The sequence below is a fragment of the Mycobacterium sp. DL440 genome, assembly GCF_011745145.1.
GTDB lineage: Bacteria > Actinomycetota > Actinomycetes > Mycobacteriales > Mycobacteriaceae > Mycobacterium.
Genome location: NZ_CP050191.1, coordinates 2039969 through 2063295, shown reverse-complemented (window position 1 = coordinate 2063295; position 23327 = coordinate 2039969). Strand labels below are relative to the sequence as shown.

General features: G+C 65.9%; 18 protein-coding genes. 10 read left to right on the top strand and 8 right to left on the bottom strand.

Annotation, left to right across the window (positions count from 1 at the left end):
* Genes bioD through HBE63_RS10100 form a run of 3 tightly spaced genes read right to left on the bottom strand, consistent with a single transcriptional unit; the run spans nucleotide 1 to nucleotide 3183 of the window.
* On the bottom strand, nucleotides 1–678 hold the full coding sequence (bioD, locus tag HBE63_RS10110) for a dethiobiotin synthase (protein ID WP_166904630.1): 678 nt from the start codon (nucleotides 676–678) through the stop codon (nucleotides 1–3).
* Nucleotides 675–1874, bottom strand: coding sequence for an 8-amino-7-oxononanoate synthase (locus HBE63_RS10105; RefSeq protein WP_166904629.1), 1200 nt, complete (start codon nucleotides 1872–1874; stop codon nucleotides 675–677). Before HBE63_RS10105 ends, bioD begins: the two co-directional genes overlap by 4 nt.
* 10 nt (nucleotides 1875–1884) lie before the next feature.
* The gene (locus HBE63_RS10100) at nucleotides 1885–3183 is read right to left on the bottom strand and encodes an adenosylmethionine--8-amino-7-oxononanoate transaminase (protein WP_166904628.1); all 1299 of its coding nucleotides are present in this window, start codon (nucleotides 3181–3183) and stop codon (nucleotides 1885–1887) included.
* A gap of 91 nt (nucleotides 3184–3274) precedes the next feature.
* Between HBE63_RS10100 and HBE63_RS10095 the strand changes: the two genes are divergently transcribed.
* The 4 genes from HBE63_RS10095 to treZ all read left to right on the top strand — a co-directional run bounded on the left by HBE63_RS10095 (nucleotide 3275) and on the right by treZ (nucleotide 11626).
* Nucleotides 3275–5446 (top strand): acyltransferase family protein, encoded by a 2172-nt coding sequence (locus HBE63_RS10095; protein ID WP_166904627.1) that lies wholly within the window; start codon nucleotides 3275–3277, stop codon nucleotides 5444–5446.
* A 61-nt stretch (nucleotides 5447–5507) separates the two neighbouring features.
* Complete coding sequence (gene glgX, locus HBE63_RS10090) at nucleotides 5508–7631, top strand: glycogen debranching protein GlgX (RefSeq protein ID WP_166909613.1); 2124 nt, start codon at nucleotides 5508–5510, stop codon at nucleotides 7629–7631.
* Nucleotide 7632: 1 nt separating this feature from the next.
* Nucleotides 7633–9900, top strand: a complete 2268-nt coding sequence (gene treY, locus HBE63_RS10085) for a malto-oligosyltrehalose synthase (protein ID WP_166904626.1) — start codon at nucleotides 7633–7635, stop codon at nucleotides 9898–9900.
* Nucleotides 9893–11626 (top strand): malto-oligosyltrehalose trehalohydrolase, encoded by a 1734-nt coding sequence (treZ, locus tag HBE63_RS10080; RefSeq protein WP_166904625.1) that lies wholly within the window; start codon nucleotides 9893–9895, stop codon nucleotides 11624–11626. Before treY ends, treZ begins: the two co-directional genes overlap by 8 nt.
* On the opposite strand, the gene HBE63_RS10075 is transcribed toward treZ, so the two are convergent.
* On the bottom strand, nucleotides 11620–12078 hold the full coding sequence (locus HBE63_RS10075) for a helix-turn-helix domain-containing protein (protein WP_243858592.1): 459 nt from the start codon (nucleotides 12076–12078) through the stop codon (nucleotides 11620–11622). The genes treZ and HBE63_RS10075 overlap by 7 nt on opposite strands.
* Before the next feature lie 82 nt (nucleotides 12079–12160).
* On the opposite strand from HBE63_RS10075, the gene HBE63_RS10070 reads away from it, so the two are divergent.
* Nucleotides 12161–13324 (top strand): MFS transporter, encoded by a 1164-nt coding sequence (locus tag HBE63_RS10070; protein ID WP_166904624.1) that lies wholly within the window; start codon nucleotides 12161–12163, stop codon nucleotides 13322–13324.
* A 216-nt stretch (nucleotides 13325–13540) separates the two neighbouring features.
* Nucleotides 13541–15205, top strand: coding sequence for a M4 family metallopeptidase (locus tag HBE63_RS10065; protein ID WP_166904623.1), 1665 nt, complete (start codon nucleotides 13541–13543; stop codon nucleotides 15203–15205).
* A 25-nt stretch (nucleotides 15206–15230) separates the two neighbouring features.
* Here the strand turns inward: HBE63_RS10065 and ilvA are convergent, their stop codons facing one another.
* A complete protein-coding gene (gene ilvA / locus HBE63_RS10060; RefSeq protein WP_166904622.1) occupies nucleotides 15231–16523 on the bottom strand; it encodes a threonine ammonia-lyase IlvA in 1293 nt (430 codons plus the stop codon).
* A 138-nt stretch (nucleotides 16524–16661) separates the two neighbouring features.
* Here ilvA and HBE63_RS10055 point away from each other — a divergent pair, with 138 nt between their 5' ends.
* Both HBE63_RS10055 and HBE63_RS10050 read left to right on the top strand, forming a co-directional pair.
* The gene (locus HBE63_RS10055) at nucleotides 16662–17099 is read left to right on the top strand and encodes a lipoprotein LpqH (protein ID WP_166904621.1); all 438 of its coding nucleotides are present in this window, start codon (nucleotides 16662–16664) and stop codon (nucleotides 17097–17099) included.
* 80 nt (nucleotides 17100–17179) lie between these two features.
* Nucleotides 17180–17410, top strand: coding sequence for a hypothetical protein (locus HBE63_RS10050; RefSeq protein WP_166904620.1), 231 nt, complete (start codon nucleotides 17180–17182; stop codon nucleotides 17408–17410).
* On the opposite strand, the gene HBE63_RS10045 is transcribed toward HBE63_RS10050, so the two are convergent.
* Nucleotides 17404–17808 (bottom strand): SRPBCC family protein, encoded by a 405-nt coding sequence (locus HBE63_RS10045; protein ID WP_166904619.1) that lies wholly within the window; start codon nucleotides 17806–17808, stop codon nucleotides 17404–17406. The genes HBE63_RS10050 and HBE63_RS10045 overlap by 7 nt on opposite strands.
* Before the next feature lie 137 nt (nucleotides 17809–17945).
* On the opposite strand from HBE63_RS10045, the gene HBE63_RS10040 reads away from it, so the two are divergent.
* Nucleotides 17946–18779: a class I SAM-dependent methyltransferase gene (locus tag HBE63_RS10040; protein ID WP_208301338.1), complete on the top strand. Its 834-nt coding sequence runs from the start codon at nucleotides 17946–17948 to the stop codon at nucleotides 18777–18779.
* 12 nt (nucleotides 18780–18791) lie between these two features.
* Here the strand turns inward: HBE63_RS10040 and HBE63_RS10035 are convergent, their stop codons facing one another.
* Nucleotides 18792–19181, bottom strand: a complete 390-nt coding sequence (locus HBE63_RS10035) for a MerR family transcriptional regulator (protein ID WP_166904617.1) — start codon at nucleotides 19179–19181, stop codon at nucleotides 18792–18794.
* Nucleotides 19182–19236: 55 nt separating this feature from the next.
* On the opposite strand from HBE63_RS10035, the gene HBE63_RS10030 reads away from it, so the two are divergent.
* The gene (locus HBE63_RS10030) at nucleotides 19237–19710 is read left to right on the top strand and encodes a PPOX class F420-dependent oxidoreductase (RefSeq protein WP_166904616.1); all 474 of its coding nucleotides are present in this window, start codon (nucleotides 19237–19239) and stop codon (nucleotides 19708–19710) included.
* On the opposite strand, the gene dnaE is transcribed toward HBE63_RS10030, so the two are convergent.
* Nucleotides 19707–23267, bottom strand: coding sequence for a DNA polymerase III subunit alpha (gene dnaE, locus HBE63_RS10025; protein ID WP_166904615.1), 3561 nt, complete (start codon nucleotides 23265–23267; stop codon nucleotides 19707–19709). The two genes, HBE63_RS10030 and dnaE, sit on opposite strands and share 4 nt — an antisense overlap.
* Nucleotides 23268–23327 lie beyond the last annotated feature (60 nt).

Here is a 23327-nt window from a genome sequence, read left to right as displayed (position 1 = left end):
TCAGGCCAGACCAGTCAGCCAGTCCTGGTCGAAAGCGTCGGCGCAAATCTTCTCGAACTCCGCGGCGCTCACGCTGCCGGCACCTGCCGGGAGCGCTGCGCGCACCGGCGCCAACCGTGCCAGCGCGTCGCGGTTCCCCAACTCGGCGACGCCGGGGTTCTCCGGCCAGGCCCCGATCACCAGGCCGGCACAGGTAATTCCTTGTCCGGCAAGCGATTCCAACGTCAGCGCGGTGTGGTTGAGCGTTCCCAGCCCCGGAGACACCACCACCAGGACGGATACCGAGAGCTCGGAGGCCAGGTCACGCAGCGTGACGCCGTCGGCACCCAGCTCGACGAGGAGGCCACCAGCGCCTTCGACGAGGGTCAGCCCGTCGGCAACCTCGGCGTCACGCACCGCGTCCACCAACTCGGCACTCGTCGGCAATGGAAGTCCGGCACGCTGCGCGGCCGCCACCGGCGCGAGCGGTTCCGGGTAGCGCCATCCCCCGTGCAGATTGCCGACCCCGGACAGCCGGCTCACCTCGCCGAGGTCGTTGTCGCCGTCGACGGTTCCGGTCTGCACGGGCTTGCACACCGCGACCTCAAGCCCGGCAAGCCGGGCTGCACAGGCCAACGCGGCAGTCGTCACGGTCTTGCCGACCCCGGTGTCGGTCCCGGTGACGACCAGCGTGCTCACAACCGGGCCTCGGACAGGACCTCGGTCAACACCTGACGCGCCAGGCTCATCTCGTCGGCGGTCAGCGAGGCCCTGGCGGTCAGACGCAGCCGCGAGGTGCCCGCAGGAACCGTCGGCGGACGGAAGCACCCCACCCGGACGCCACGCTCCAGGCACGCGGCGGCCGCAGCCACGGCGACCTCAGGCTCGCCGAGGATCACCGACACCACCGCGGAATCGGGCACCGCGGTGTCGCCGGAAATCCGAGCCAGCTCGGCGGCGTGGTCCAAAACGGCTTGCGCCCGCTGGGGCTCGGCGATCAGTACCCGCAGCGCAGCCAAGGCCGCACCGACGGCCGCAGGCGCCAGTCCGGTGTCGAAGATGAACGGGCGGGCCGCGTCGATCAGATGGGCGCGGATCGGCTCAGGGCCGAGCACCACTCCGCCCTGACTGCCGAGCGCTTTCGACAGCGTCGTCGTCATCACCACGTCCGGCGCACCGGCCAGGCCGGACTCGTACAACAGGCCCTGCCCGCCCGGCCCGCGAACGCCAAGCCCGTGTGCCTCGTCGACGAGCAACAGTGCACCGTGTCGGCGGCAGACCGCGTGCAACTCGCGCAGCGGCGCCAGCGCCCCGTCGGTGCTGAACACCGATTCGGTCAGCACCACCGCGCGTTCCTCGGCGCGTGACGACAGCGCGGCTTCGACGGCATCGACGTCGCGGTGCGGCGTGACGGCAACCCGCGCGCGCGACAGTCGGCAGGCGTCGACCAGCGACGCATGCGTGAGAGCGTCGGAGACGACCAGCGAGCCGGGACCACTCAAGGCGACGACGGCGCCCAGGTTCGCGGTGTAGCCGGACGAGAAGACCAATGCCGACTCGGCGCCGACAAACGTCGCCAGGGCGGACTCGAATAGCTCGTGAAGTTCGGTGTTTCCGGTGACCAGGCGCGAACCACCGGCACCGGCTCCCCAGGTGCGCAGCGCCTCGATGCCGCCGTCGAGAACCTCCGGGTGTTGTGACAGCCCCAGATAGTCGTTGGAGGCCAGATCCAGTTCAGTCGCCACGGCGGGGCGGGTGCGCAGTTCGCGACGAAGCCCGGCCTGCCGGCGCTGCGTTTCGACGTCGGCCAGCCAGGCCAGCGGTGAAAGGTCTGTGCGCGTCACCTGGTGCTCCTCCGTGGGCCGGCGATTGAACACGTCGGCGGTGCCGACCATTGAACACCGTTCAGGTTAGTGCACGGGCCACACTGACCATGCCCGCGGTGATCTGTTCCACCTCCGCGGGCGTGCAGATGAAGGGCGGCATGGCATAGATCAGCTTGCCGAACGGGCGTAGCCATAGCCCATGCCGCAACGCCGCCAGCGTCGCCACCCGCATGTCGACCGGCTCGCACATCTCGATCACACCGATGGCACCGAGCACCCGGACGTCGGCGACACCGGACAGCGCGCGGGCCGGCTCCAGCCCCATCCGCAGGCCCCCCTCGATCTCGGCCACCCGGGCCGACCAATCACCGCTGATCAGCAGTTCCACCGCAGCCACGCCGACGGCGCAGGCGAGCGCGTTGGCCATGAACGTCGGCCCGTGCATAAGCGCACCGGGCTCCCCCGCACTGATCGTCCGCGCGACCTCACGGGTACACAGCGTCGCGGCCAAGGTGATGTAGCCGCCGGTCATCGCCTTACCGACACACATGATGTCCGGGCTGACACCGGCGTGCTCGGCGGCGAACAGCTTCCCGGTGCGGCCGAATCCCGTGGCGATCTCGTCGAAGATCAACAAGACATCGTGGCGGTCGCAGATCGCCCGCAGGTCGGCCAGATACCGGGGGTCATGAAAGCGCATACCCCCGGCGCCCTGCACCACCGGTTCGACGATCACCGCGGCGAGTTCGTCGGCATGTTCGGCCAATTGCCGCTCGAAAGCGTCGCTATACGCCAGTAGATAGTCGCCGGGCACCGGCGGCGCGAACTCCTGGGCCACCAGAACATCGCTCCAGAGCGAGTGCATGCCGCCGTCCGGATCACACACGCTCATCGGGGTGAACGTGTCGCCGTGATAGCCGCCGCGCCACGTCATCAGGCGATGTTTGGAGCCCCGGCCGAGGCTGCGCCAGTACTGGAGTGCCATCTTGACGGCCACCTCCACCGACACCGACCCGGAATCGCTGAAGAACACGGTCTCCAGGGGCGCGGGGGTGAGGTCCACCAGCAGCTGGGCCAGCCGTGCGGCCGGCTCGTGGGTCAGACCGCCGAACATGACGTGGTTCATGGTGGCGAGCTGGTCGTTGATGGCACGGTCCAGCAGCGGATGTCCGTGTCCGTGAACGGCGGTCCACCAGGACGCCATCGCATCGAGAACCTCGATCGGTGCGCCGTCGGTAGGGTCGATCACTGTCAGCCACGCGCCCTTGGCCCCGACCGCAACCACCGGCGGCAACGCATCCGCGTCCATGGCGCTGTAGGGGTGCCAGATGTGGGCTGCGTCAATGGCGCTGATCTGCGCCGGGGTCAGCTCAGCCACAGTCGGGCAGCCTAGCCCTTTGCTCACAGAGTGTGACGCACGCATCCGAAATGTGAGCTGCAGGCCGATGTTAGGTAAATTGGCCTCGACCATGAAAACCCTTGACGCCCCCCGGACGGAGCCCGGCACCGAATCCGGTTCCGTTCCGCACGCCGTCATGGGCACCCGAAAATCGGGCTTCTACCGCCATGATCTGGACGGACTGCGTGGTATCGCCATCGCTCTGGTGGCGATGTTCCACATCTGGTTCGGCCGGGTTTCCGGTGGTGTCGACGTTTTCCTGGCGCTGTCCGGATTCTTCTTCGGCGGCAAGCTGCTGCGCATCGCGCTCAACCCGGAAGCGCCGCTGTTGCTGCTTCCCGAGGTGATCCGGTTGGTCCGGCGCCTGTTGCCGGCCTTGGTCGTGGTGCTTGCCGCCGGTGCGGTGCTGACCATCCTCGTGCAGCCCGAAACCCGCTGGGAAACGTTTGCTGACCAAAGCCTGGCAAGCCTCGGCTACTACCAGAACTGGGAACTGGCCAACACCGCCGCGGACTACCTTCGCGCCGGTGAGGCGGTCAGTCCACTGCAGCACATCTGGTCGATGTCGGTTCAGGGACAGTTCTATGTGGCGTTCCTGGCAGTGGTCTTCGGGTTCGCCTTGTTCGGCCGCCGGATCTTCGGACGGCACCTGCGCACCGCGTTCATCGTTTTACTGAGCGCCCTGACCATCGCGTCCTTCGTGTACGCGATCATCGCCCACAACACCGATCAGGCCACCGCTTACTACAACAGCTTTGCGCGCGGCTGGGAGCTGATGCTGGGTGCACTCGCCGGCGCATTGGTCCCGGCGGTGCGCTGGCCGATGTGGCTGCGGACCATCCTGGCGACGGTGTCATTGGCCGCGATTGTGTCGTGCGGCTGGTTGATCGACGGAGTCAAGGAATTCCCCGGGCCGTGGACACTGGTGCCGGTCGGAGCCACCGTCATCTTCATCCTGACCGCCGCCAACCGGACAGACGACCCTAGCTCGGCCGAACGGTTGCCCGCACCCAACCGGATGCTGGCGACAAAGCCGTTTGTGTCGCTGGGCTCGATGGCCTATTCCCTGTACCTGTGGCACTGGCCGCTGCTGATCTTCTGGCTGTCCTACTCGGGCCACGCCCACGCCAACTTCCTCGAGGGCACCATCGTGCTGCTGATCTCAGGGGTCCTGGCCTGGCTCACCACGCGCTACATCGAGGAGCCGCTGCGCTCGCAGAAGGCCAAGGCCGCCACCACCGCCGCACCTGCCGTTCCGTGGCGGGTCCGGCTGCGTCGACCCACCATCGTCCTCGGCTCCATCGTCGGGCTGCTGGGCATCGCGTTGACGGCCACCTCGTTCACCTGGCGCGAGCACGTCACCGTGCAGCGCGCCAACGGCAAGGAACTGTCCGGGCTGTCGGCCCGCGACTATCCGGGAGCCCGCGCGCTCATCGACCACGCCCGGGTGCCCAAGCTGCCGATGCGTCCGACGGTTTTGGAGGCCAAGGACGATCTGCCCGCGTCCACGACCGACGGCTGCATCAGCGATTTCGGCAACACCGACGTGATCAACTGCACCTACGGCGACAAGGACTCGCCGCGGACGATCGCGGTGGCCGGAGGTTCGCATGCCGAACACTGGATCACCGCGCTGGATCTGCTGGGTCGCCTGCACAACTTCAAGGTGGTCACCTACCTCAAGATGGGTTGTCCGCTGACCACAGAGGAAAACCCGCTGGTGATGGGCGACAACCGCCCGTACCCGAAATGCCGTGAGTGGAACGGAAAGGTGATGTCCCAGCTCATCGCCGATCGCCCCAACTTCGTGTTCACCACCTCCACCCGCCCATGGAACATCAAGCCTGGTGACGTGATGCCCGGCACCTACATCGGAATCTGGGAAGCCCTCTCCGAGAACAACATTCCCATCCTGGCGATGCGCGACACCCCGTGGCTCACCCGAAACGGCAAGCCGTACTTCCCGTACGACTGTCTGGCCAATGGTGGCGATGCCATCTCCTGCGGCATCGACCGGTCCAAGGTACTCTCCGACCACAATCCCACACTGGATTTCGTCGGGAGGTTTCCTCTGCTCAAGCCACTCGACATGAGCAATGCAGTGTGCCGTAAGGACTATTGCCGCGTGGTGGAGGGAAATGTGTTGCTGTACCACGATTCCCACCATCTCTCCACGACCTACATGCGCACGATGACAGGTGAACTCGGCCGTCAGATGGCGGTTGCCACCGGTTGGTGGTGAAACCATGACGTCATCGTCACCAACACCGTCGTCTCCGGTGCCGCCGCCGACACCAACACCGATGTCGACGGTCTGGCCGGGTGAGCCCTACCCGCTCGGCGCGACCTATGACGGTGCCGGTACCAACTTCTCGCTATTCTCCGAAGTCGCCGAACGCGTCGAACTGTGCCTCATCGCCAAGGACGGCACCGAGCATCGGATCAATCTCGAAGAGGTCGACGGCTACGTCTGGCACGCTTATCTGCCCACGGTCACACCCGGTCAGCGCTACGGATATCGCGTGTACGGCCCGTGGGATCCCGGTGCCGGACATCGGTGCGACCCCAGCAAGCTGCTGCTGGACCCGTACGGCAAGTCGTTTCACGGCGACTTCGACTTCAGTCAGGCCCTGTTCTCCTATGACCTGACCGCCGAACCGCCCGGAACCGGCACGCCGCCCGAAGTCGACTCTCTGGGCCACACCATGACCAGCGTGGTGATCAACCCGTTCTTCCAATGGGGCTCGGACCGGGCGCCCAAGACGCCGTATCACGACACCGTGATCTACGAGGCACACGTCAAGGGAATGACCCAGACTCACCCCGGTATCCCTGAGGAACTCCGGGGTACGTACGCGGGGCTGAGTCATCCGGTGGTCATCGAATATCTCCAGTCGCTGAACATCACCGCTATCGAGCTGATGCCGGTGCACCAGTTCATGCACGACCACCGACTGCTGGACCTCGGGCTGCGAAACTACTGGGGCTACAACACCGTCGGCTTTTTCGCCCCGCACTTTCAGTACGCGGCCACCCGGCATGCCGGCGGCGCGGTGGCCGAGTTCAAGACCATGGTCAAGGCATTCCACGATGCGGGTATCGAGGTGATCCTGGACGTGGTCTACAACCACACCGCCGAGGGCAACCACCTCGGTCCGACCATCAATTTCCGCGGGATCGACAATGCCGCCTACTACCGGCTGCTCGACGGCCAACCCGAGTACTACAAGGATTTCACCGGAACCGGCAACAGCCTCAACGCCCGGCACCCGCACACCCTGCAGTTGATCATGGATTCGCTGCGGTACTGGGTGCTGGAGATGCACGTCGACGGGTTCCGGTTTGACCTGGCATCCACCCTCGCGCGCGAATTCTATGATGTCGACCGGCTTTCGGCGTTCTTCGACCTGGTCCAGCAGGACCCGGTGGTCAGCCAGGTGAAGCTGATCGCCGAGCCGTGGGATATCGGTGAGGGTGGCTATCAGGTCGGCAATTTCCCCGGCCTGTGGACCGAGTGGAACGGCAAGTACCGCGACACCGTGCGTGACTACTGGCGCGGCGAGCCGTCGACACTTGGCGAGTTCGCGTCTCGGCTGACCGGGTCCTCCGACCTCTACGAGGCCACCGGGCGCCGCCCCGGCGCCAGCATCAACTTCGTCACGTGTCACGACGGGTTCACCCTCAACGACCTGGTGTCCTACAACGAGAAGCACAACGAGGCCAACGGTGAGGACAACCGAGACGGCGAGAGCCACAACCGGTCCTGGAACTGTGGCGCCGAGGGGCCGACCGACGATCCGGAGATCCTGGCACTGCGCGCCCAGCAGATGCGCAACATCACCGGGACGTTGATGCTGTCCCAGGGCACCCCGATGATCGCCCACGGCGACGAGATCGGCCGAACCCAGCTGGGCAACAACAATGTGTACTGCCAGGATTCCGAACTGTCCTGGATGGACTGGTCGCGGCTGGAGACCAATGCCGACCACCTGGAGTTCACCCGCAAGGTGCTGGCATTCCGTAAGCGGCATGCGGCATTTCGGCGCCGCCGGTTCTTCGAGGGCAAACCGATCCGCAGCGGCGATCAGGTTCGCGACATCGCCTGGCTGACCCCGGCGGGTACCGAGATGACCCCGGAGGACTGGGGTACGGGTTTGGGTACGTGTGTCGCCGTGTTCTTCAACGGCGACTCCATCCCGGCCCCCAACGCCCGGGGCGAGCGCGTCGTCGACGACACGTTCTTGTTGTGCTTCAACGCCAACGACCACGAGCAGGATTTCGTCACCCCGAACGGCGACTACGCCACCGAGTGGACCGGCGACCTCGATACCGCCAGTCCGACAGGCGATTCCGATCTCATCGTGGCCGCGGGTGAGAAGATCTCGCTGCAAGCCCGCTCCTTGCTCGTGCTGCGCAAGACGGCCTGACATGCCGCGCCCGGTCCTTTCCACGTATCGGCTCCAGATGCGCGGCGACTGCTGCACATTCGACGACGCCGTGAACCTGCTGGACTATCTCGACCGCCTCGGGGTGTCACACCTGTATCTGTCCCCGATCCTGACCGCCGTAGACGGATCCACGCACGGGTACGACGTCACCGATCCCACCACGGTGTCGGCCGCCCTCGGCGGCCCGGACGGGTTGCGGCGGCTCTCCGAGGCCGCCCGATCCCGAGGCATAGGTCTCATCGTTGACATCGTGCCCAACCACGTCGGGGTCGCCCACCCCGAACAGAACCCCTGGTGGTGGGACCTGCTGCGGCACGGCAGGGCGTCTGCATACGCCGAATACTTCGACATCGACTGGGAACTCGATGACGGCCGGATTGTGTTGCCGGTCCTGGGTTCCGACGACGACGTGGCCGACCTTGTGGTCGAGAGAGACGTGCTGAGACTGGGCGATCTCGCCTTCCCCGTCGCACCCGGAACAGGCACGGGCAACGGCGGCCAGGTGCATGACCGCCAGCATTACCGGTTGACCGGCTGGCGCAGCGGGATCTGCGGTTACCGTCGCTTCTTCTCGATCACCTCCCTGGCGGCGCTGCGACAGGAAGACCGGGCCGTTTTCGACGGCAGCCACGTCGAGATCAAACGCTGGTTCGACGAGGGGCTGGTGGACGGCCTGCGTATCGATCATCCGGACGGATTGACGGACCCGGCAGGCTATCTGCGGTGGTTACGTGAGCTCACCGGCCCCGACGCCTGGATCGTGGTGGAGAAGATCCTGGCCGCCGACGAGTCCCTCGACCCGTCACTTCCGGTCGACGGCACCACCGGATATGACACGCTGCGCGAGGTCGGTGGACTGTTCATCGCCCCGGACAGCGAGGCTGCACTCACCGCGGTGAGTGGCCGTCCCGATCCCGGGTCCGAATCCGCGCTCAAGTCAGCCGCCGTGGTCGACACCCTCGCCAGCGAATTGGGCCGGCTGTGCCGATCCATCGCCGCAGTGACCGCGCAGCACGACCCTCGGTTGCCTGCGGCGGTGGCCACGCTGATCAGCGGGATCGGCGTGTACCGCACTGACTATCCGGCGCTGGCCGCGGTCCTGCCGGTGGCGCTACAGGAAACTGCCTGCGCTGCACCGGAACTCACCGATACACTGGCCACGATCGCGGTGGCCGTGTCCAACAGCGCCGAGGTGGGGTCCCGGTTCAACCAACTGTGCGGCGCCGCGACTGCCAAAGCTGTCGAGGACTGCCTGTTCTACCGCGACGCCCGGTTGGTCTCACTCAACGAGGTCGGCGGCGCACCCGAGTTGTTCGGGGTCACGACGGCCGAGTTCCACCAACGGGCGACGACGCGGATGCGCGCCTGGCCGTCGACGATGACCACGCTGTCGACCCATGACACCAAGCGCAGCGAGGACGTTCGCGCCCGTATCGGGCTGTTGTCCCAGGTACCGGACACGTGGGCGGAGTCCGTCGAGCGGTGGACGGCAACCTCCGCTCCCCCTGACCGCGACACCGCACTGTTCCTGTGGCAGAACATCTTCGGTGTCTGGCCGGTCTGCGGCAGCGTCACCGACGAACTTCGCACCCGGCTACACGACTACACCGAGAAGGCGATCCGGGAAGCCGCCACCGCTACCTCCTGGCATGATCCGACCCACGACTTCGAGGACGAAGTACACGGCTGGCTGGACCGCGTACTCGACGGACCGGTCGCTGCCGAACTGACCGCGCTGGTCAGTCGGCTCGACCCGCATGCCCGCAATGACAGCCTGGGGCAGAAACTCATCCAGCTGACGGCCCCCGGCATTCCCGATATCTATCAGGGCACCGAAACGACTGAGGACAGTCTGGTCGATCCGGACAACAGGCGCCCGGTCGACTATGCGGCGCTGCGCGATGCCTTGGAACGCGGCGACGATGCGAAGCTACGGGTAACCACCACTGCGCTGGCACTGCGCCGTGCCCGACCGTCCACATTCCTGACCGGCAGCTACACCCCGCTGCCGGCCACCGGTAGCGCCGCGACACATCTGGTGTCGTACCTGCGCGGTCAGGATGTGGTGGTGGCCGCGTGCCGGTGGACTGTGAAACTCGCCGAAACCGGCTGGGCAGAAACGGCATTGCCCTTGCCCGAGGGCCAGTGGCTGGACCGGCTGAATGGACGGCGCTGGTCCGGTCTGGTGCAGCTGTCCGAACTGCTCGCCGATTCGCCGGTGGCCTTGTTGGAGCGCACCGATGGCTGAATTCGAGGTGTGGTCGCCCCTACCGGACCGGGTGCGCGTCGACGTGGACGGAACGTTGCACGACATGGCGCGTTCCGGAGACGGATGGTGGCGCGCCGAGGTCGCCTGCCGCACCGACGCCAGGTACGGGTTCGTCCTCGACGAGGATCCCGAGGTCTTGCCAGATCCTCGTTCACCGCGTCAGCCCGACGGCGTGCATGCCCGCTCGCAACTGTGGGCTCCCGCAGCCGATGCGTGGACCGACACCACCTGGACCGGCCGGTCCACTTGCGGTGGGGTGATCTACGAACTGCACACCGGAACCTTCACGCCCGAGGGCACATTCGACGCCGCCATCGACAAGCTCGACCATTTGGTGGATCTCGGTGTCGATTTCGTGGAACTGATGCCGGTCAACGCATTCAACGGGCCCCACGGCTGGGGTTATGACGGGGTGCTCTGGTACGCGGTACATGAGCCGTACGGCGGTCCCGACGGCCTCATTCGGCTCATCGACGCGTGCCACGCACGTGGTCTCGGCGTGCTGATCGACGCGGTGTTCAACCACCTCGGACCGTCCGGCAATTACCTTCCGAGGTTCGGCCCGTACCTGTCGTCCGGCCACAATCCGTGGGGCAGTTCGATCAACCTGTCCGATGCCGACGCCGATGCCGTGCGTACCTACATCATCGATTGCGCCTTGCGCTGGATGCGCGATTTCCACGCCGACGGGCTGCGTCTGGATGCGGTGCACGCACTCGTCGACAACACCGCGATCCATCTACTCGAGGAATTGGCAGCCGAAACCGACGCCCTCGCTGAGGAACTCGGCCGACCACTGTCGCTCATCGCCGAAAGTGACCTCAACGATCCCCGGCTGATCACCCCGCGGGACCGCGGCGGGTACGGCCTGACCGCACAGTGGGACGACGATATCCACCACGCCATCCATACCGCGGTATCCGGTGAGCGGCAGGGCTACTACGCCGATTTCGGATCGTTGTCGACGTTGGCGCAGACGTTGAAGCACGGCTACTTCCACGCCGGCACCTATTCGTCGTTCCGGCAACGCCGGCATGGTCGCCCGTTGGACACCGCCACCATTCCGGCCACCCGACTGCTGGCGTACACGCTCACCCACGATCAGGTCGGCAACCGCGCTGTGGGCGACCGGCCGTCGCAACGCCTGACTTTCGGCCAACTGGCCGTCAAGGCCGCACTGGCACTCGGGTCACCGTATACGGCAATGGTTTTCATGGGTGAAGAGTGGGGATCTTCCTCGCCGTTCCAGTTCTTCAGTTCACACCCCGAGCCGGACCTTGCCCGCGCCACTGCCGAGGGGCGCAAAGCCGAGTTCGCCGAGCATGGCTGGGACGCCGACGAGATCCCCGATCCGCAGGACCCAGCGACCTTCCAGCGCTCCAAACTGAACTGGGGCGAGGTCACCGAGGGTGATCATGGTCGGCTCCACCGCACCTATCGCGCGCTGATCGCGTTGCGGCGCAGCGAACCCGACCTCGCCGACCCTTGGCTCGACCACTTGTCGATCGACTTCGACGAAGAACAGCGCTGGATCGTTATGCATCGGGGCGCGGTGTCCATCGCCTGCAATCTGGGCCCCGGGGCGCTGGCGGTACCGGCCTCCGGTGAGCTGCTCCTAGGTTGGGATCACCCCGACGTCGGCACCGACACCACGATATTGGCCGGGCATTCTTTCGCGGTCCTGCGCAGCGAGCGGGATCAGTAGTCCTTCCGCACGGACGTGCCGTCGAGATCCAATGCGGCGCCGCGCGAGCTGGTCGGCCGCAGTTCGGAAAGCTGCTCACCGCGCTGGTCCACCAGTACCGAATGCGACTCACCCGCTGCGAACGCGTGCCGCTCACCCCACTGGCGCAGCGCCACCACCACCGTGAAGAGGTCACGACCGGTCTGGGTCAGCGTGTATACCTGCCGCCGGCCCGACGCGGCCGTCTCCCGGTCAAGGATGCCGCGGTCGACCAGTCGGCGCAGGCGGTCGGTCAGGATGTTGCGCGCGATGCCGGTGCGCTGCTGAAAATCGGTGAAGGCGCGGGCTCCGTCCATGGCGTCACGCACGATCAACAGGCTCCAGCGATCCCCCACCAGGTCGAGGGTCCGCGCCACCGGACATGCGGGATCGGTCCAGGTCACGTCATCGCTGTGCGGCATCGCCTTGCCCATCACTCTCCCTGAAGAGTTGCTGAATGAAACCAGTCTGCCGTAGCGTCGGTTCAGTTGCAATTTGCAACCAATTGGAGGGTAGATGAAACCGCCCGTCGGCCTGAAGATACTTCTCGCCACCGTGTGCGCAGTGGCCGTCGCAACGATCTATGCGGCACAGCCGGTGCTGGCCCTGATCGGCCACGACCTGGGCGTGCCCGATGCCGAGCTGGGATCGATCGTCACCGCCGGACAACTGGGTTATCTGGTGGGGTTGGTCGTTCTCGTCCCGCTCGGCGACATGGTCGATCGCCGCAGCCTCATCACCGGGCACCTGTTGTTGGCCGCCGTGGGCGTGGCACTGGCCGCGACGGCCGCACAGTCCTGGCTGCTGCTCGCCGGCCTGGCGGTCGCCGGCCTGTTCGCGGTCGTCGTTCAGACCACCGTCGCCTACGCTGCGGCCCTGTCCACACCCGAACAACGCGGCCGCACCCTCGGCGTGGTGACCTCCGGAGTCGTCATCGGCATCCTCGGATCCCGCGTGGCGGCGGGCGCCGTTGCCGCGGCCTGGGGTTGGCGCAGCGTCTATCTGGCGCTGGCGGTGCTGTTGCTGACGCTGGCATGTCTCGTCCCGCGACTCCTGCCACCCGACCCGCCCCGTGCGCACACCACCTACGTCGAGGTGCTGACATCGTTGGGCCAACTGTTCGGTGACCGCCTGTTCGTCTCACGCGGACTGATCGCGTTCTTCCTGTTCGCCTCCTTCGGAACGCTGTGGAGCGGCCTGGCGCTGCCACTCGCAGCGGATCCGTGGCATCTGAGCACAGCTCAGATCGGACTCTTCGGAATCGCCGGCCTCGCAGGCGCACTCGGCGCCGCCCGGGCCGGACACTGGGCTGACGCCGGGTTCGCAAGTACGGTCACCGGCGGGGCGCTCGCACTACTGGCCGTATCGTGGCTGGCCATCGGGCACGTGTCATGGTCGCTGCTGCCGATCGTCGTCGGTGTCGTCGTGCTCGACTTCGCGGTGCAGGCCGTACACGTGAGCAACCAACATCTGCTCACCACAGCCCACCCGCACCGCACCAGCAGCGTTATCGGCGGCTACATGTTCTTCTACTCACTCGGCTCGGCCCTCGGGGCAACCGCCACGACCGCTGCGTTCTCGGCCGCGGGCTGGACGGGATCCAGCGTCCTCGGCGCTACCTTCGCCGCGTGCGCTCTCATCGTCTGGGCCGTCAGCCGACCGGCGAACGCCATCGCGTAGATCACTACCTGTGTTCGGCGCCGAGGCGAACAACGCGTGCCCCCGTGTCGGCACCGCACGGGCACCGCGACTCCCGATCGTCGGGATATTCGAGTAGGTCACTACGCACGCAAACTGCGTCGCTCTCGACGCATGATCAGGCCATGCCACGGTGCCGACACCCGGCCGGTCCGAGGCGGACAGCCCAGCCCATCGGAGCAGGAGATGTGAGAACTGATGAACGACAACGGGTTAGACAGCTTTGCACTGCACAGTGCGGACAAGTTCCAGGGCCCGGCAGTGCAGGCCATCAATGACGAAGCAATCGTGCCCGGCGCAGCGCCGGCGGTCGAAGTGGCGACGCTCGATCCGGAATCGGCTGCGCGCCGCTACCTCAACCAGATGATCACCAGCCCGGAGGTGCCGTCGATCACCGACAGCAGCGCGGGTCCGGGGACCGAGTACCTGGCCCTCGGCACCGAAACCATTCCGCTGACCGACTCCACCGTCGTCAAGTTCGCCCAATACCGCCAACGCATCCCCGTATACGGGTCGCTGGTCACGATCGAGTTGGATGACGCGAACAACATGCTGGCCGTCAATTCCGCGATCGGCAATCCCGAGGGTGTCGACGCGGTCGCGACCATATCGCCGGCGCAAGCCCAGGATGCGATCGTCAAGGACGCAGGCAAAGATGCATTGCCATTGCCGGAGCCACCCCGGTTGTATTTCTACTTCGACAAGAGCTCAGACCCCGGGATGTGGCGCCTGGTCTACATCGCCAAGAACGTACAGCGTCACCGCAAGCGCACCTCCGACGGCCACCCGGCAACGCTGCCGGAGCTCTTCGACTACGTCGTCGACGCTCATTCTGGTGACCTGGTCGCCAAACTTCCCCGCACCCAGACGATTTCGTGGACACTGGAAGAACTGGACTCCACCGATGCCCTCGGCCAGACTCGGCGTATCCGCGCCGAACGCGATGAGAACGACAACAAGCGACTGGTGGACCCCACCCGGCGCATCGAGACCTACGATTTCGGGTTCCGCAAGATCGAATCGCAGTTCCGCTCACTACCTGGCGCGGCGCCGATCTCCAATCCACCGGCACCTTGGAGCCCGGCCGCGATCAGCGCCCATGCCAACGCCCAGGAGGTCGCCGACTATCTGGTGAACACGTTGCAGCGCAACGGCCTCGACAACCAGGGCGGCCCGTTCATCTCGTCGATCAACTGCACGTCCATCCAGGATCCGATGCCCGGGGAATGGCGCAACGCCGCCTGGATCGGCACCCAGATGGTGTACGGCCAGCGTAGCGTCGGCGGCGAGCTGCGGTCGTATGCGGTGGCCATGGACGTTGTGGCCCATGAGATGACGCACGGACTGACGGACAACACGGCCCGCCTCGAGTACAAGGACGAGTCCGGCGCACTCAACGAGTCCTTTTCGGACATCATGGGGACCATCATCGCCAATTCCCAGAAACCCGACATCGACAGCTGGAACTGGGAGATGGGCGAAGAACTCGACGGCACCGGGGTGCCGCTGCGGGATCTGAGCGATCCGGCTCGGCTCGGCCAGCCCGCACACATGCGCGACTACGTCCACACCACCCGGGACAACGGCGGTGTGCACACCAACAGCGGCATCCACAACAAGGCGGCGTTCAACATCATCAGCGCGAAGAACGGCCAGGGTCACCTCTTCACACCGCAGGATGCGGCGGCCCTGTTCTATCTCGCACTGACACTTCACCTTTCGCGAACATCTGGCTTCAGTGACAGCCGCCGAGCCGTCGAGCTGGTCGCCAAGTCCCTGTTCCGCGGGGACTCCGAAAGCGTTCGGGATGAGAAAGTCGCTGCGGTGAGCGCAGGTTACGAGGCGACCGGAATCAGCGCCTGAGGGCCCGACCCTCAGATCCGGTTTCTCAGGTCAGGTACCGGTACGTCGGCGACCCGGGTTCGAGCAACTCCACGTGGATGTCGGAGTCCGCCATCCGCGCCAGCAGGCCTTCGAGGTCGGTCGCTGCGCTCAACTCGACACCGCACAGTGCCTCACCGGTTTCACGGTTGTTGCGCTTGACGTACTCGAAAAGCGTGATGTCGTCACCCGGCCCGAGCACGTCATCGAGGAACCGGCGCAGCGCCCCGGGTTCCTGCGGGAAGTCGACCAGGAAGTAGTGCTTGAGCCCCAGGTGCACCAGTGAGCGCTCGACCACCTCGTTGTAGCGGGACACGTCGTTGTTTCCGCCGGAGATCAGACACACCACAGTGGAACCCTGCTCGATGTCGGCTTCGAGCAGTGCCGCCACCGACAGCGCCCCGGCGGGCTCGGCGATGATCCCGTCGTTCTGGTACAGGTCGAGCATCGCGGTGCAGACCGCACCCTCGTCGACCGTGGTGAGGGCGACCATGTCGCCGGCGGCGGCCAGCGCGGCGTAGGGCAGCGCCCCGGCCCGCGCCACGGCCGCACCGTCGACGAACTGGTCGACGTGATCCAGGGTGACCGGCTCGCCCGCGGCCAGCGCGGCGATCATCGAGGCCGCACCCGCCGGCTCGACGCCGAGTACCGAGGTGTCCGAGGCGCGCTCGGCGAGATATGTGGTGATGCCGGAAATACAGCCGCCGCCCCCGACGGGGACGATCACCAGGTCCGGCTCGCCGTCGAGTTGGTCGAGCAGCTCGGCGGCGATGGTGCCTTGGCCCGCCATCGTCCGCACATCGTCGTACGGGGGTACCAGGGTCGCCCCGGTCCGCGCGACATCGTCGAGCGCCGCGGCAGCGGCCAGATCGTAGGTGGACCCGACCGCGATGAGCTCGATGAACTCGCGGCCGTGGTACCGGATGCGATCCCGCTTCTGCTTGGGAGTCTTGGCCGGCACATACACGCGGCCGTGGGTCCGCATCGACCGGCAGGCCATGGCGAAGCCCTGGGCGTGGTTGCCTGCCGAGGAGCACACCACGCCGGCTGCCAACTCCTCGGGCGAGAGCTGCGCCATCAGGTTGAACGCCCCGCGCACCTTGTAGGAACGCACCGCCTGCAGGTCCTCACGTTTGAGGTACACGTTGGCTCCGGTGGCTTCCGAGAGTCGCTCGTTGAACTGCAGCGGGCTGCGCGTGACCACCCCGGAAATTCGCTTGGCGGCCTCGTCGATGTCGGCCGCGGAAAGCGGCGCAGCCAGCGGGGAGACTCGGGAGCCCTTGCTCAGATCGGCAGTCACCGTTCAATGGTGCCACTGGCCAGGCGTTTCTCCGCAGCTGGGTGGGGACACACACCGGGATCTCGCCACCTGCGCCCCCGAACCGAAGAAATCCACTTCGCGGGGTTGAAGGGACCCCGAACTGGGAAAACAACCGTCATGCGGCACATCCAGCAGCGGGTGCGGCGGGTGGCGGCGCACGCCGTTCTGGTAGGTGCGCTGGCAACATCGGCCTGCGCGGCTGCCACCAATGTCCCGGCCGATGCGTATACGGCGCGGATCTTCATCAACGGCCAGCAGATACCGACCACGTTCACGGTGCTGTGCACACAACAGTCCTGGCTGTGGACCATCGAAACACAGCCGAAAGCGCCCGGCTTCGCGGCCATCATCCAGACCGGCGCCACCATCGAACCGAAGGTGATGCGCCTGACCGACTTAGAAGGGTTCACCGGGGGCTCGGCCAATGTGGCATCTCCTGCCAATGCCGGCGTCGAGGGCACCACGTTCCATATCAGCGGCACGGCGCGCGGCTCGTTCGCGGACCGTCCCAGCAGACCCGCCGAGGTCCAGTACCGCGTGGAAGCCCGCTGTTGAGCACTGTGGACCGATAAAGCGACACGCCACATCTAAGGTTTCGGGTGGCCGAAATCATGGTTACGAGCTATCGTCAATACATGACCACCGCCGGGAACTTTCGTAGCGGCACCTCCCGGGCCGATCATCGGGTCGACATCGCCGGGGTGCCCTGGCCGACCTACAAGCTGATCGCCCTGGCGATCGGCGCCCTGGTCTTGGTGATCGTCGGCGTGGCAACCATGAGCACCGCGCCGGCAGTGCTCTCGGCTGCCGCGGCCGCCATTGTGACGTGGCTGGGACTGGGCCACATTTCACCCGCTGATCAGTGACCTTCTAGCAGCTGCCGCAACGTCTCTAGATCGGCGGTCACCGCGGCCACGTCGGCCTCGAACTCTTCGTCGGTCACCCCTGGCCACTGCCGGACGGTGAACACGACTTCGCACGACGATCCGTCGACCCCTGCCGGAACAACCCGCATCGGGTTGTAAACGGCGTCACCCGAGGGCAGATGCACCACGTGATCGAGCACTCCCAGCGTGTTCGGCGCAGCGAACTCGACGGCGACCTCGCCCATCGGGGAATCTGCGAGCCAACCTCGCGGAGTGAGCCGTAACCCGCCCTTGGCCAGGCCCGCCGCCCAATTCGCCATATGCCGCGGATCCGCTGCATAGGCGTACACCGCGTCGGCGGCAACCTCGATCCAGACGCTCACATGCGTGCTGCGCATGGGTCCCACCGTAGGCTGACGACGACACACTGCCCACCCCTCATCCCCCCGGCACGGCTTCAATGTCACGTGATCCAAAGGGCGGTAAACGTTTTCGCCCAACTGTTCAGCCGCAGGCCGGGTGTACCGTCGGGCATGTGGGTATTGCAACAACAGGCCTGACGCCTGTGGAGGAGACCGCATTCCTGACCCTGTATGCCAGGGCACTCGACAGCCGGTGGGCGCGCCCCATCCTCGGCGACACGATGGCCGACGAGACGGTGGCCAGACTCGACTACGACTTCGCCGGTCTGGGTGTGCAGACCAGCGTGGCGTGCCAGTCGGCGTTGCGCGCCAAGATGCTCGACGACCGGATCCGGGCGTTTGTCGCCGGCCATCCCGACGCCGTCGTGGTCGACCTCGGCGGAGGTCTCGACAGCGGCGTTCACCGCATTGCCCCACCGGCCACGGTCGACTGGTACAGCGTCGACCTACCCGGGATCAGCGAACTGCGCGATCGGGTGATGCCCTCACTCCCCCAGGCGCACACCGTATCCGCGTCGTTGGCCGACCCGGACTGGACCGACCCGATCCCCTCCGATCGCCCCACCATGTTGGTGGCCGACGGACTGTTCGCATTCCTCACCGAACCGACGATCGCCGGCATCTTTCGGACGATCACCGAACACTTCGGTGCCGGCGAACTGGCGTTCAACGACTACGGCCGCATCGGCTGGATGAGTAGGGCGGCGCTGAAGTTCTTTCCGGCCAAGATGTTCAAAGACGTCGGAAGTCAGTGGGGTTACCCGGGTTTCAAGGACGCCCACCATCCAGAATCCTGGAACCAGCAACTGCACCTCGTCGAGGAGTCCAGCCTGACCCACCAGCCCGAGGTCGACCTCTTCCCCGGTGTACTGCGGATCGCCACGCGAGCCAGCGGCCTCAGTAAGGCCACGGCCCGCAAGGCGCGCATCCTGCGGTACCGGTTCTGAACCGCTCCTGCGTCAGGCCGGGAGTTCGTGATGAATTCCGCATGTGCACAACTCGATTGACGGACATTTACACCGCATACCCCACTCGATGATGGCCCGCGCCTGGGTCAGCGCCTCCATTTGTGCATCGATCTCGGCAAGCTTGGTCTGCCCCAGCTCACGAGCCACCGGCCGGCCCGGGGTGTCGTCCTTGAGTAGCAGTCCGATCTCGGCCAGCGAGAAGCCGGCGGCCTTGCACAACCTGATCACCTCCAGACGCATCAGGACCGACTCCTGATAGCGACGCTGCCCGCCCAGGCGCTGCGGCGGGGGCAACAGCCCGACCTGCTCGTAGTAGCGGAGCGCGGTCTGGGCGACCCCACTCCGCTGCGTGACGTCTCCAATGGTCAGCGTCGCGGCCATCTGCCCTCCTCGCCGAGCTTGACTTAGAGTCAACTATAAGTCGTTGACTGGCCACATGCCGGATACCGACACCACACTCGAAACCCTCGGCCGCTCCTCTTACGCCCTGTTGCGCAGCTTTCGCCGCGACGGCACCGCTGTCGACACCCCGATCTGGTTCCTCCTCGACGGCCCAACGGCCGTGTTCCGCACAAAGATCGGACCGAAAACCCGCCGACTCACCGCCCGGCCCGACGTCGAACTGGTGGTCTGCGACTACAAGGGACGAATCACCGGCAACACCTGGCTGAACGGCCGAGCGACGGTCCTGGGCGGTGAGGACGCCCAACAAGCCAACCGCGCACTGCACCGGCGCTACGGCTGGCAGTGGAACATCGTGCCGCTGCTGAAGATCCCCGGCGTCACCAACGTGCACCCCGACCTGCCATTGCGGGAAAAGCTACGCCGGGCGCGGGATCGGGCGCTGTGGCCCGACAGCGCGATCGTGAAGATCGACCTGGACGCCGCCGGACCCGATGCGGACAGCTAGCCCAGGCACCCCGGGCCGAGCAGTGCCTTGAGGTCACCCATCAACGCCGAGGACGGTGTCACCCGCAGCGACTGGTCCAGTTCCAGCGTGGTGATCCGCTCACCGCTGATCAGCCGCAGATGCACCTGGGAGGTACCGGGATGGTTGGCCAGCACCTGCTTGAGCGCACTCACCTTGTCGATCGTGCATTGGCGGGTGGGCAGGCTGACCGCCAGCGGGCGATCGGCTTGCGCGCTACTGAAGTCGGGCACGACCAATTCGTGCGCGATCAGTGAGATCCGGTCATCGCGGGCGGCAACCTTCGCCTTGACCAGCACCACGACGTCGTCGGCAATCTCATGGCCGAACAGCGAATAGGTCTGCGGGAAGAACAGCACCTCGATACCGCCGGTGAGGTCTTCCAATTGGGCTGACGCCCACGGCAAGCCATTCTTGTTCACCCGGCGGTTCACCGAGGCCAGGATGCCGCCGACCACCACCTGCGCATCGTTGGCGACATCTCCGTCGAGAATCGCCGGGATCTGGGTGTCGACCTGGTTGGCGAGAAGGTGGGCAACCCCGTTGAGGGGATGCCCGGACACGTACAGCCCCAGCATCTCGCGTTCGAGCGCGAGCTTGTGCTTGTCCTCCCACTCCTCTTCGGGAATCCGGATGGTGAACACCGCGTCAGTGCCACCCCCGTCGTCGGCGCCGCCGAACAGGTCGAACTGGCCCATCGCCTCGGCCTTCTTGGTGCCGAGCACCGAGTCGACAGCATCGGTGTGTACCAGGAACAGCCCCTTGCGCGGGTGGCCGAGCGAGTCGAATGCGCCTGCCTTCACCAGGGATTCGGTGACCTTCTTGTTGCAGGCCGCGATGTCGATCTTGTTGAGATAGTCGGAGAAGTCGGCGTATTTGCCCTTCTCGGTCCGCGTACCGATCAGCGATGCAACGACATTCGCGCCGACGTTGCGGATGGCGCCCAGACCGAACCGGATGTCGTCGCCCACCGAGGCGAAGTTCTGCACCGATTCGTTGACGTCGGGCGGCAGGACGGTGATGCCGAGCCGACGGCAATCGGCCAGATAGACCGCGGCCTTGTCCTTGTCGTCACCGACCGAGGTAAGCAGTCCTGCCATGTATTCGGCTGGGTAGTTCGCCTTGAGGTAGGCCGTCCAGTAGGACACCAGCCCGTACCCGGCCGCGTGCGACTTGTTGAACGCGTACCCGGCGAACGGAAGGATGGTGTCCCACAAGGCTTTCACCGCAGCCTCGGAGAACCCGTTGGCGGTCATGCCTTCCTTGAAGCCCTTGTACTCGGCCTCGAGCACTTCGAGCTTCTTCTTACCCATGGCCTTACGGAGCGCATCGGCCTTACCCATGGTGTAGGAGGCGACCTTCTGCGCGATGAACATGATCTGCTCTTGGTAGACGATCAGGCCGTAGGTCTCGGCCAGGATCTCTTTGAGCGGTTCCTCGAGCTCGGGGTGGATGGGCTTGATCGCCTGACGGCCGTTCTTGCGGTCGGCATAGTCGTTGTGGGCGTTCATGCCCATCGGACCGGGACGGTACAGCGCGAGCACCGCCACGATGTCGTTGAATCCGGTGGGCTGCATACGCCGGAGCAGGTCACGCATCGCGCTGCCGTCGAGCTGGAACACGCCCAGGGTGTCTCCGCGGCCGAGAAGCTCGTAGGCGGCCGGATCGTCGAACGGCAGCGTGTCCAGATCCAGGTCGATCCCCCGGTTGGCCTTGAGGTTCTCCAGGCAGTCACCGATGATCGTCAGGTTCCGCAATCCGAGGAAGTCCATCTTCAGCAGGCCGATGGCCTCACACGACGGATAGTCCCAACCGGTGATGACCGCGCCGTCCTGGGGCCGCCTCCAGAGCGGGATCGCGTCGATGAGCGGTTCGGAGCTCATGATCACCGCACAGGCGTGCACGCCCGCGTTGCGCACCAGGCCTTCCAGGCCACGCGCGGTCTCGAAGATGGTCCGCACATCCGGATCGGTGTCGATCAGGGCGCGGACCTCGGCGGCTTCCTTGTACCGCTCGTGGTTGGGATCGGTGATCCCCGACACCGGGATGTCCTTGGCCATGATGGGCGGCGGCAGCGCCTTGGTGATCCGGTCGGCGATAGCGAAGCCGGGCTGACCGTAATGCACGCGGGCCGAGTCCTTCAGCGCCGCTTTGGTTTTGATGGTGCCGAAGGTGATCACCTGGGCCACCCGGTCGCTGCCCCACTTGTTGGCCGCGTACCGCAGCATCTCCCCGCGGCGACGGTCGTCGAAGTCGATGTCGATATCGGGGGCCGACGGCCGTTCCGGGTTGAGGAACCGTTCGAACAGCAGCCCGTGCGGGATCGGATCGATGTTGGTGATGCCCAGCGCGTAGGCCACCAGTGACCCGGCGGCCGACCCACGGCCCGGCCCCACGCGGATCCCGACCGACCGGGCGTAGTTGATCAGGTCGGCCACGATCAGGAAGTAGGACGGAAAGCCCTTGTCGCAGATGACCTTGATCTCGTAGGCCGCGCGGTCGGTGTACTCAGCTGGGACAGTCGCGCCGCGAAACCTGCGCTCCTCCAGGCCGGCCTGGACCTCATGGGTCAGCCACGAGCCCTGGTCGTGCCCGTCGGGAACCGGGAACACCGGCATGCGATCGGTGGGCGTCCAGACGTCGGCGTAGGACTGCACCCGCTCGCCGATGAGCACGGTGGAATCGCACGCGCCCGGCACCTGGGAATCCCACAGGGCCCTCATCTCGTCGGCCGACTTCAGGAAGTAGCCGTCGCCGTCGAACTTGAACCGGTTCGGGTCCGACAGCGTCTTGCCCGTCTGAATACACAGCAGCGCCTCGTGATTCTGTGACGCCTCACGCGTGACGTAGTGACAGTCGTTGGTGGCCAACGGTGGGATGCCGAGCTTCTGCCCGACCTCCAGCAGGCCCTCCCGGACGCGGCGCTCGATATCCAGGCCGTGGTCCATCAGCTCGAGGAAGAAGTTGTCGGGGCCGAAGATGTCGCGCCATTTGGCGGCGGCCTCCAACGCCTCCTGGCGGTGGCCGAGCCGCAGCCGGGTCTGCACCTCGCCGGACGGGCAACCGGTGGTCGCGATGATGCCTTCGGCATGCTCGGCGATGATCTCGGCATCCATCCGCGACCACTTGCCGAGCTGGCCTTCGAACGACGCCAGCGAGGACAGCTTGAAGAGGTTGCGCAGACCGGTGGCATTCTCGGCGACCATCGTCATATGGGTGTAGGCGCCGCTACCCGAAACGTCGTCACTCTTCTGGCTCGGGTCGCCCCACTGGGTCCGTTTGGTGTCGAAGCGCGACACCGGCGCGATGTACGCCTCGATGCCGATGATCGGTTTGATACCGGCCTTGGTCGCGGAGTTGTAGAACTCGCTGGCGCCGAACATGTTGCCGTGGTCGGTCATACCTATCGCAGACATGCCCAGCCGCTGGGCCTCGGCCAGCATCGGCGTGATCTTCGCGGCCCCGTCGAGCATCGAGTACTCGGTGTGGTTGTGCAGGTGAACAAAAGATCCTGAGGACCCCGAAGATGAACCGCTCATAGGGGTGCCAGTCTATGGCGCCCCACCGACACTTCTCGTACTTCCCGGCGTGTCGCTACC

Coding starts and splice junctions, on each gene's coding strand:
- HBE63_RS10105 (WP_166904629.1), bottom strand. CDS start 1,874: ATGGTCGGCACCGCCGACGTGTTCAATCGCCGGCCCACGGAGGAGCAC.
- HBE63_RS10095 (WP_166904627.1), top strand. CDS start 3,275: ATGAAAACCCTTGACGCCCCCCGGACGGAGCCCGGCACCGAATCCGGT.
- glgX (WP_166909613.1), top strand. CDS start 5,508: ATGTCGACGGTCTGGCCGGGTGAGCCCTACCCGCTCGGCGCGACCTAT.
- treY (WP_166904626.1), top strand. CDS start 7,633: ATGCCGCGCCCGGTCCTTTCCACGTATCGGCTCCAGATGCGCGGCGAC.
- treZ (WP_166904625.1), top strand. CDS start 9,893: ATGGCTGAATTCGAGGTGTGGTCGCCCCTACCGGACCGGGTGCGCGTC.
- HBE63_RS10075 (WP_243858592.1), bottom strand. CDS start 12,078: ATGGGCAAGGCGATGCCGCACAGCGATGACGTGACCTGGACCGATCCC.
- HBE63_RS10070 (WP_166904624.1), top strand. CDS start 12,161: ATGAAACCGCCCGTCGGCCTGAAGATACTTCTCGCCACCGTGTGCGCA.
- HBE63_RS10065 (WP_166904623.1), top strand. CDS start 13,541: ATGAACGACAACGGGTTAGACAGCTTTGCACTGCACAGTGCGGACAAG.
- HBE63_RS10055 (WP_166904621.1), top strand. CDS start 16,662: ATGCGGCACATCCAGCAGCGGGTGCGGCGGGTGGCGGCGCACGCCGTT.
- HBE63_RS10050 (WP_166904620.1), top strand. CDS start 17,180: ATGACCACCGCCGGGAACTTTCGTAGCGGCACCTCCCGGGCCGATCAT.
- HBE63_RS10045 (WP_166904619.1), bottom strand. CDS start 17,808: ATGCGCAGCACGCATGTGAGCGTCTGGATCGAGGTTGCCGCCGACGCG.
- HBE63_RS10035 (WP_166904617.1), bottom strand. CDS start 19,181: ATGGCCGCGACGCTGACCATTGGAGACGTCACGCAGCGGAGTGGGGTC.
- HBE63_RS10030 (WP_166904616.1), top strand. CDS start 19,237: ATGCCGGATACCGACACCACACTCGAAACCCTCGGCCGCTCCTCTTAC.
- dnaE (WP_166904615.1), bottom strand. CDS start 23,267: ATGAGCGGTTCATCTTCGGGGTCCTCAGGATCTTTTGTTCACCTGCAC.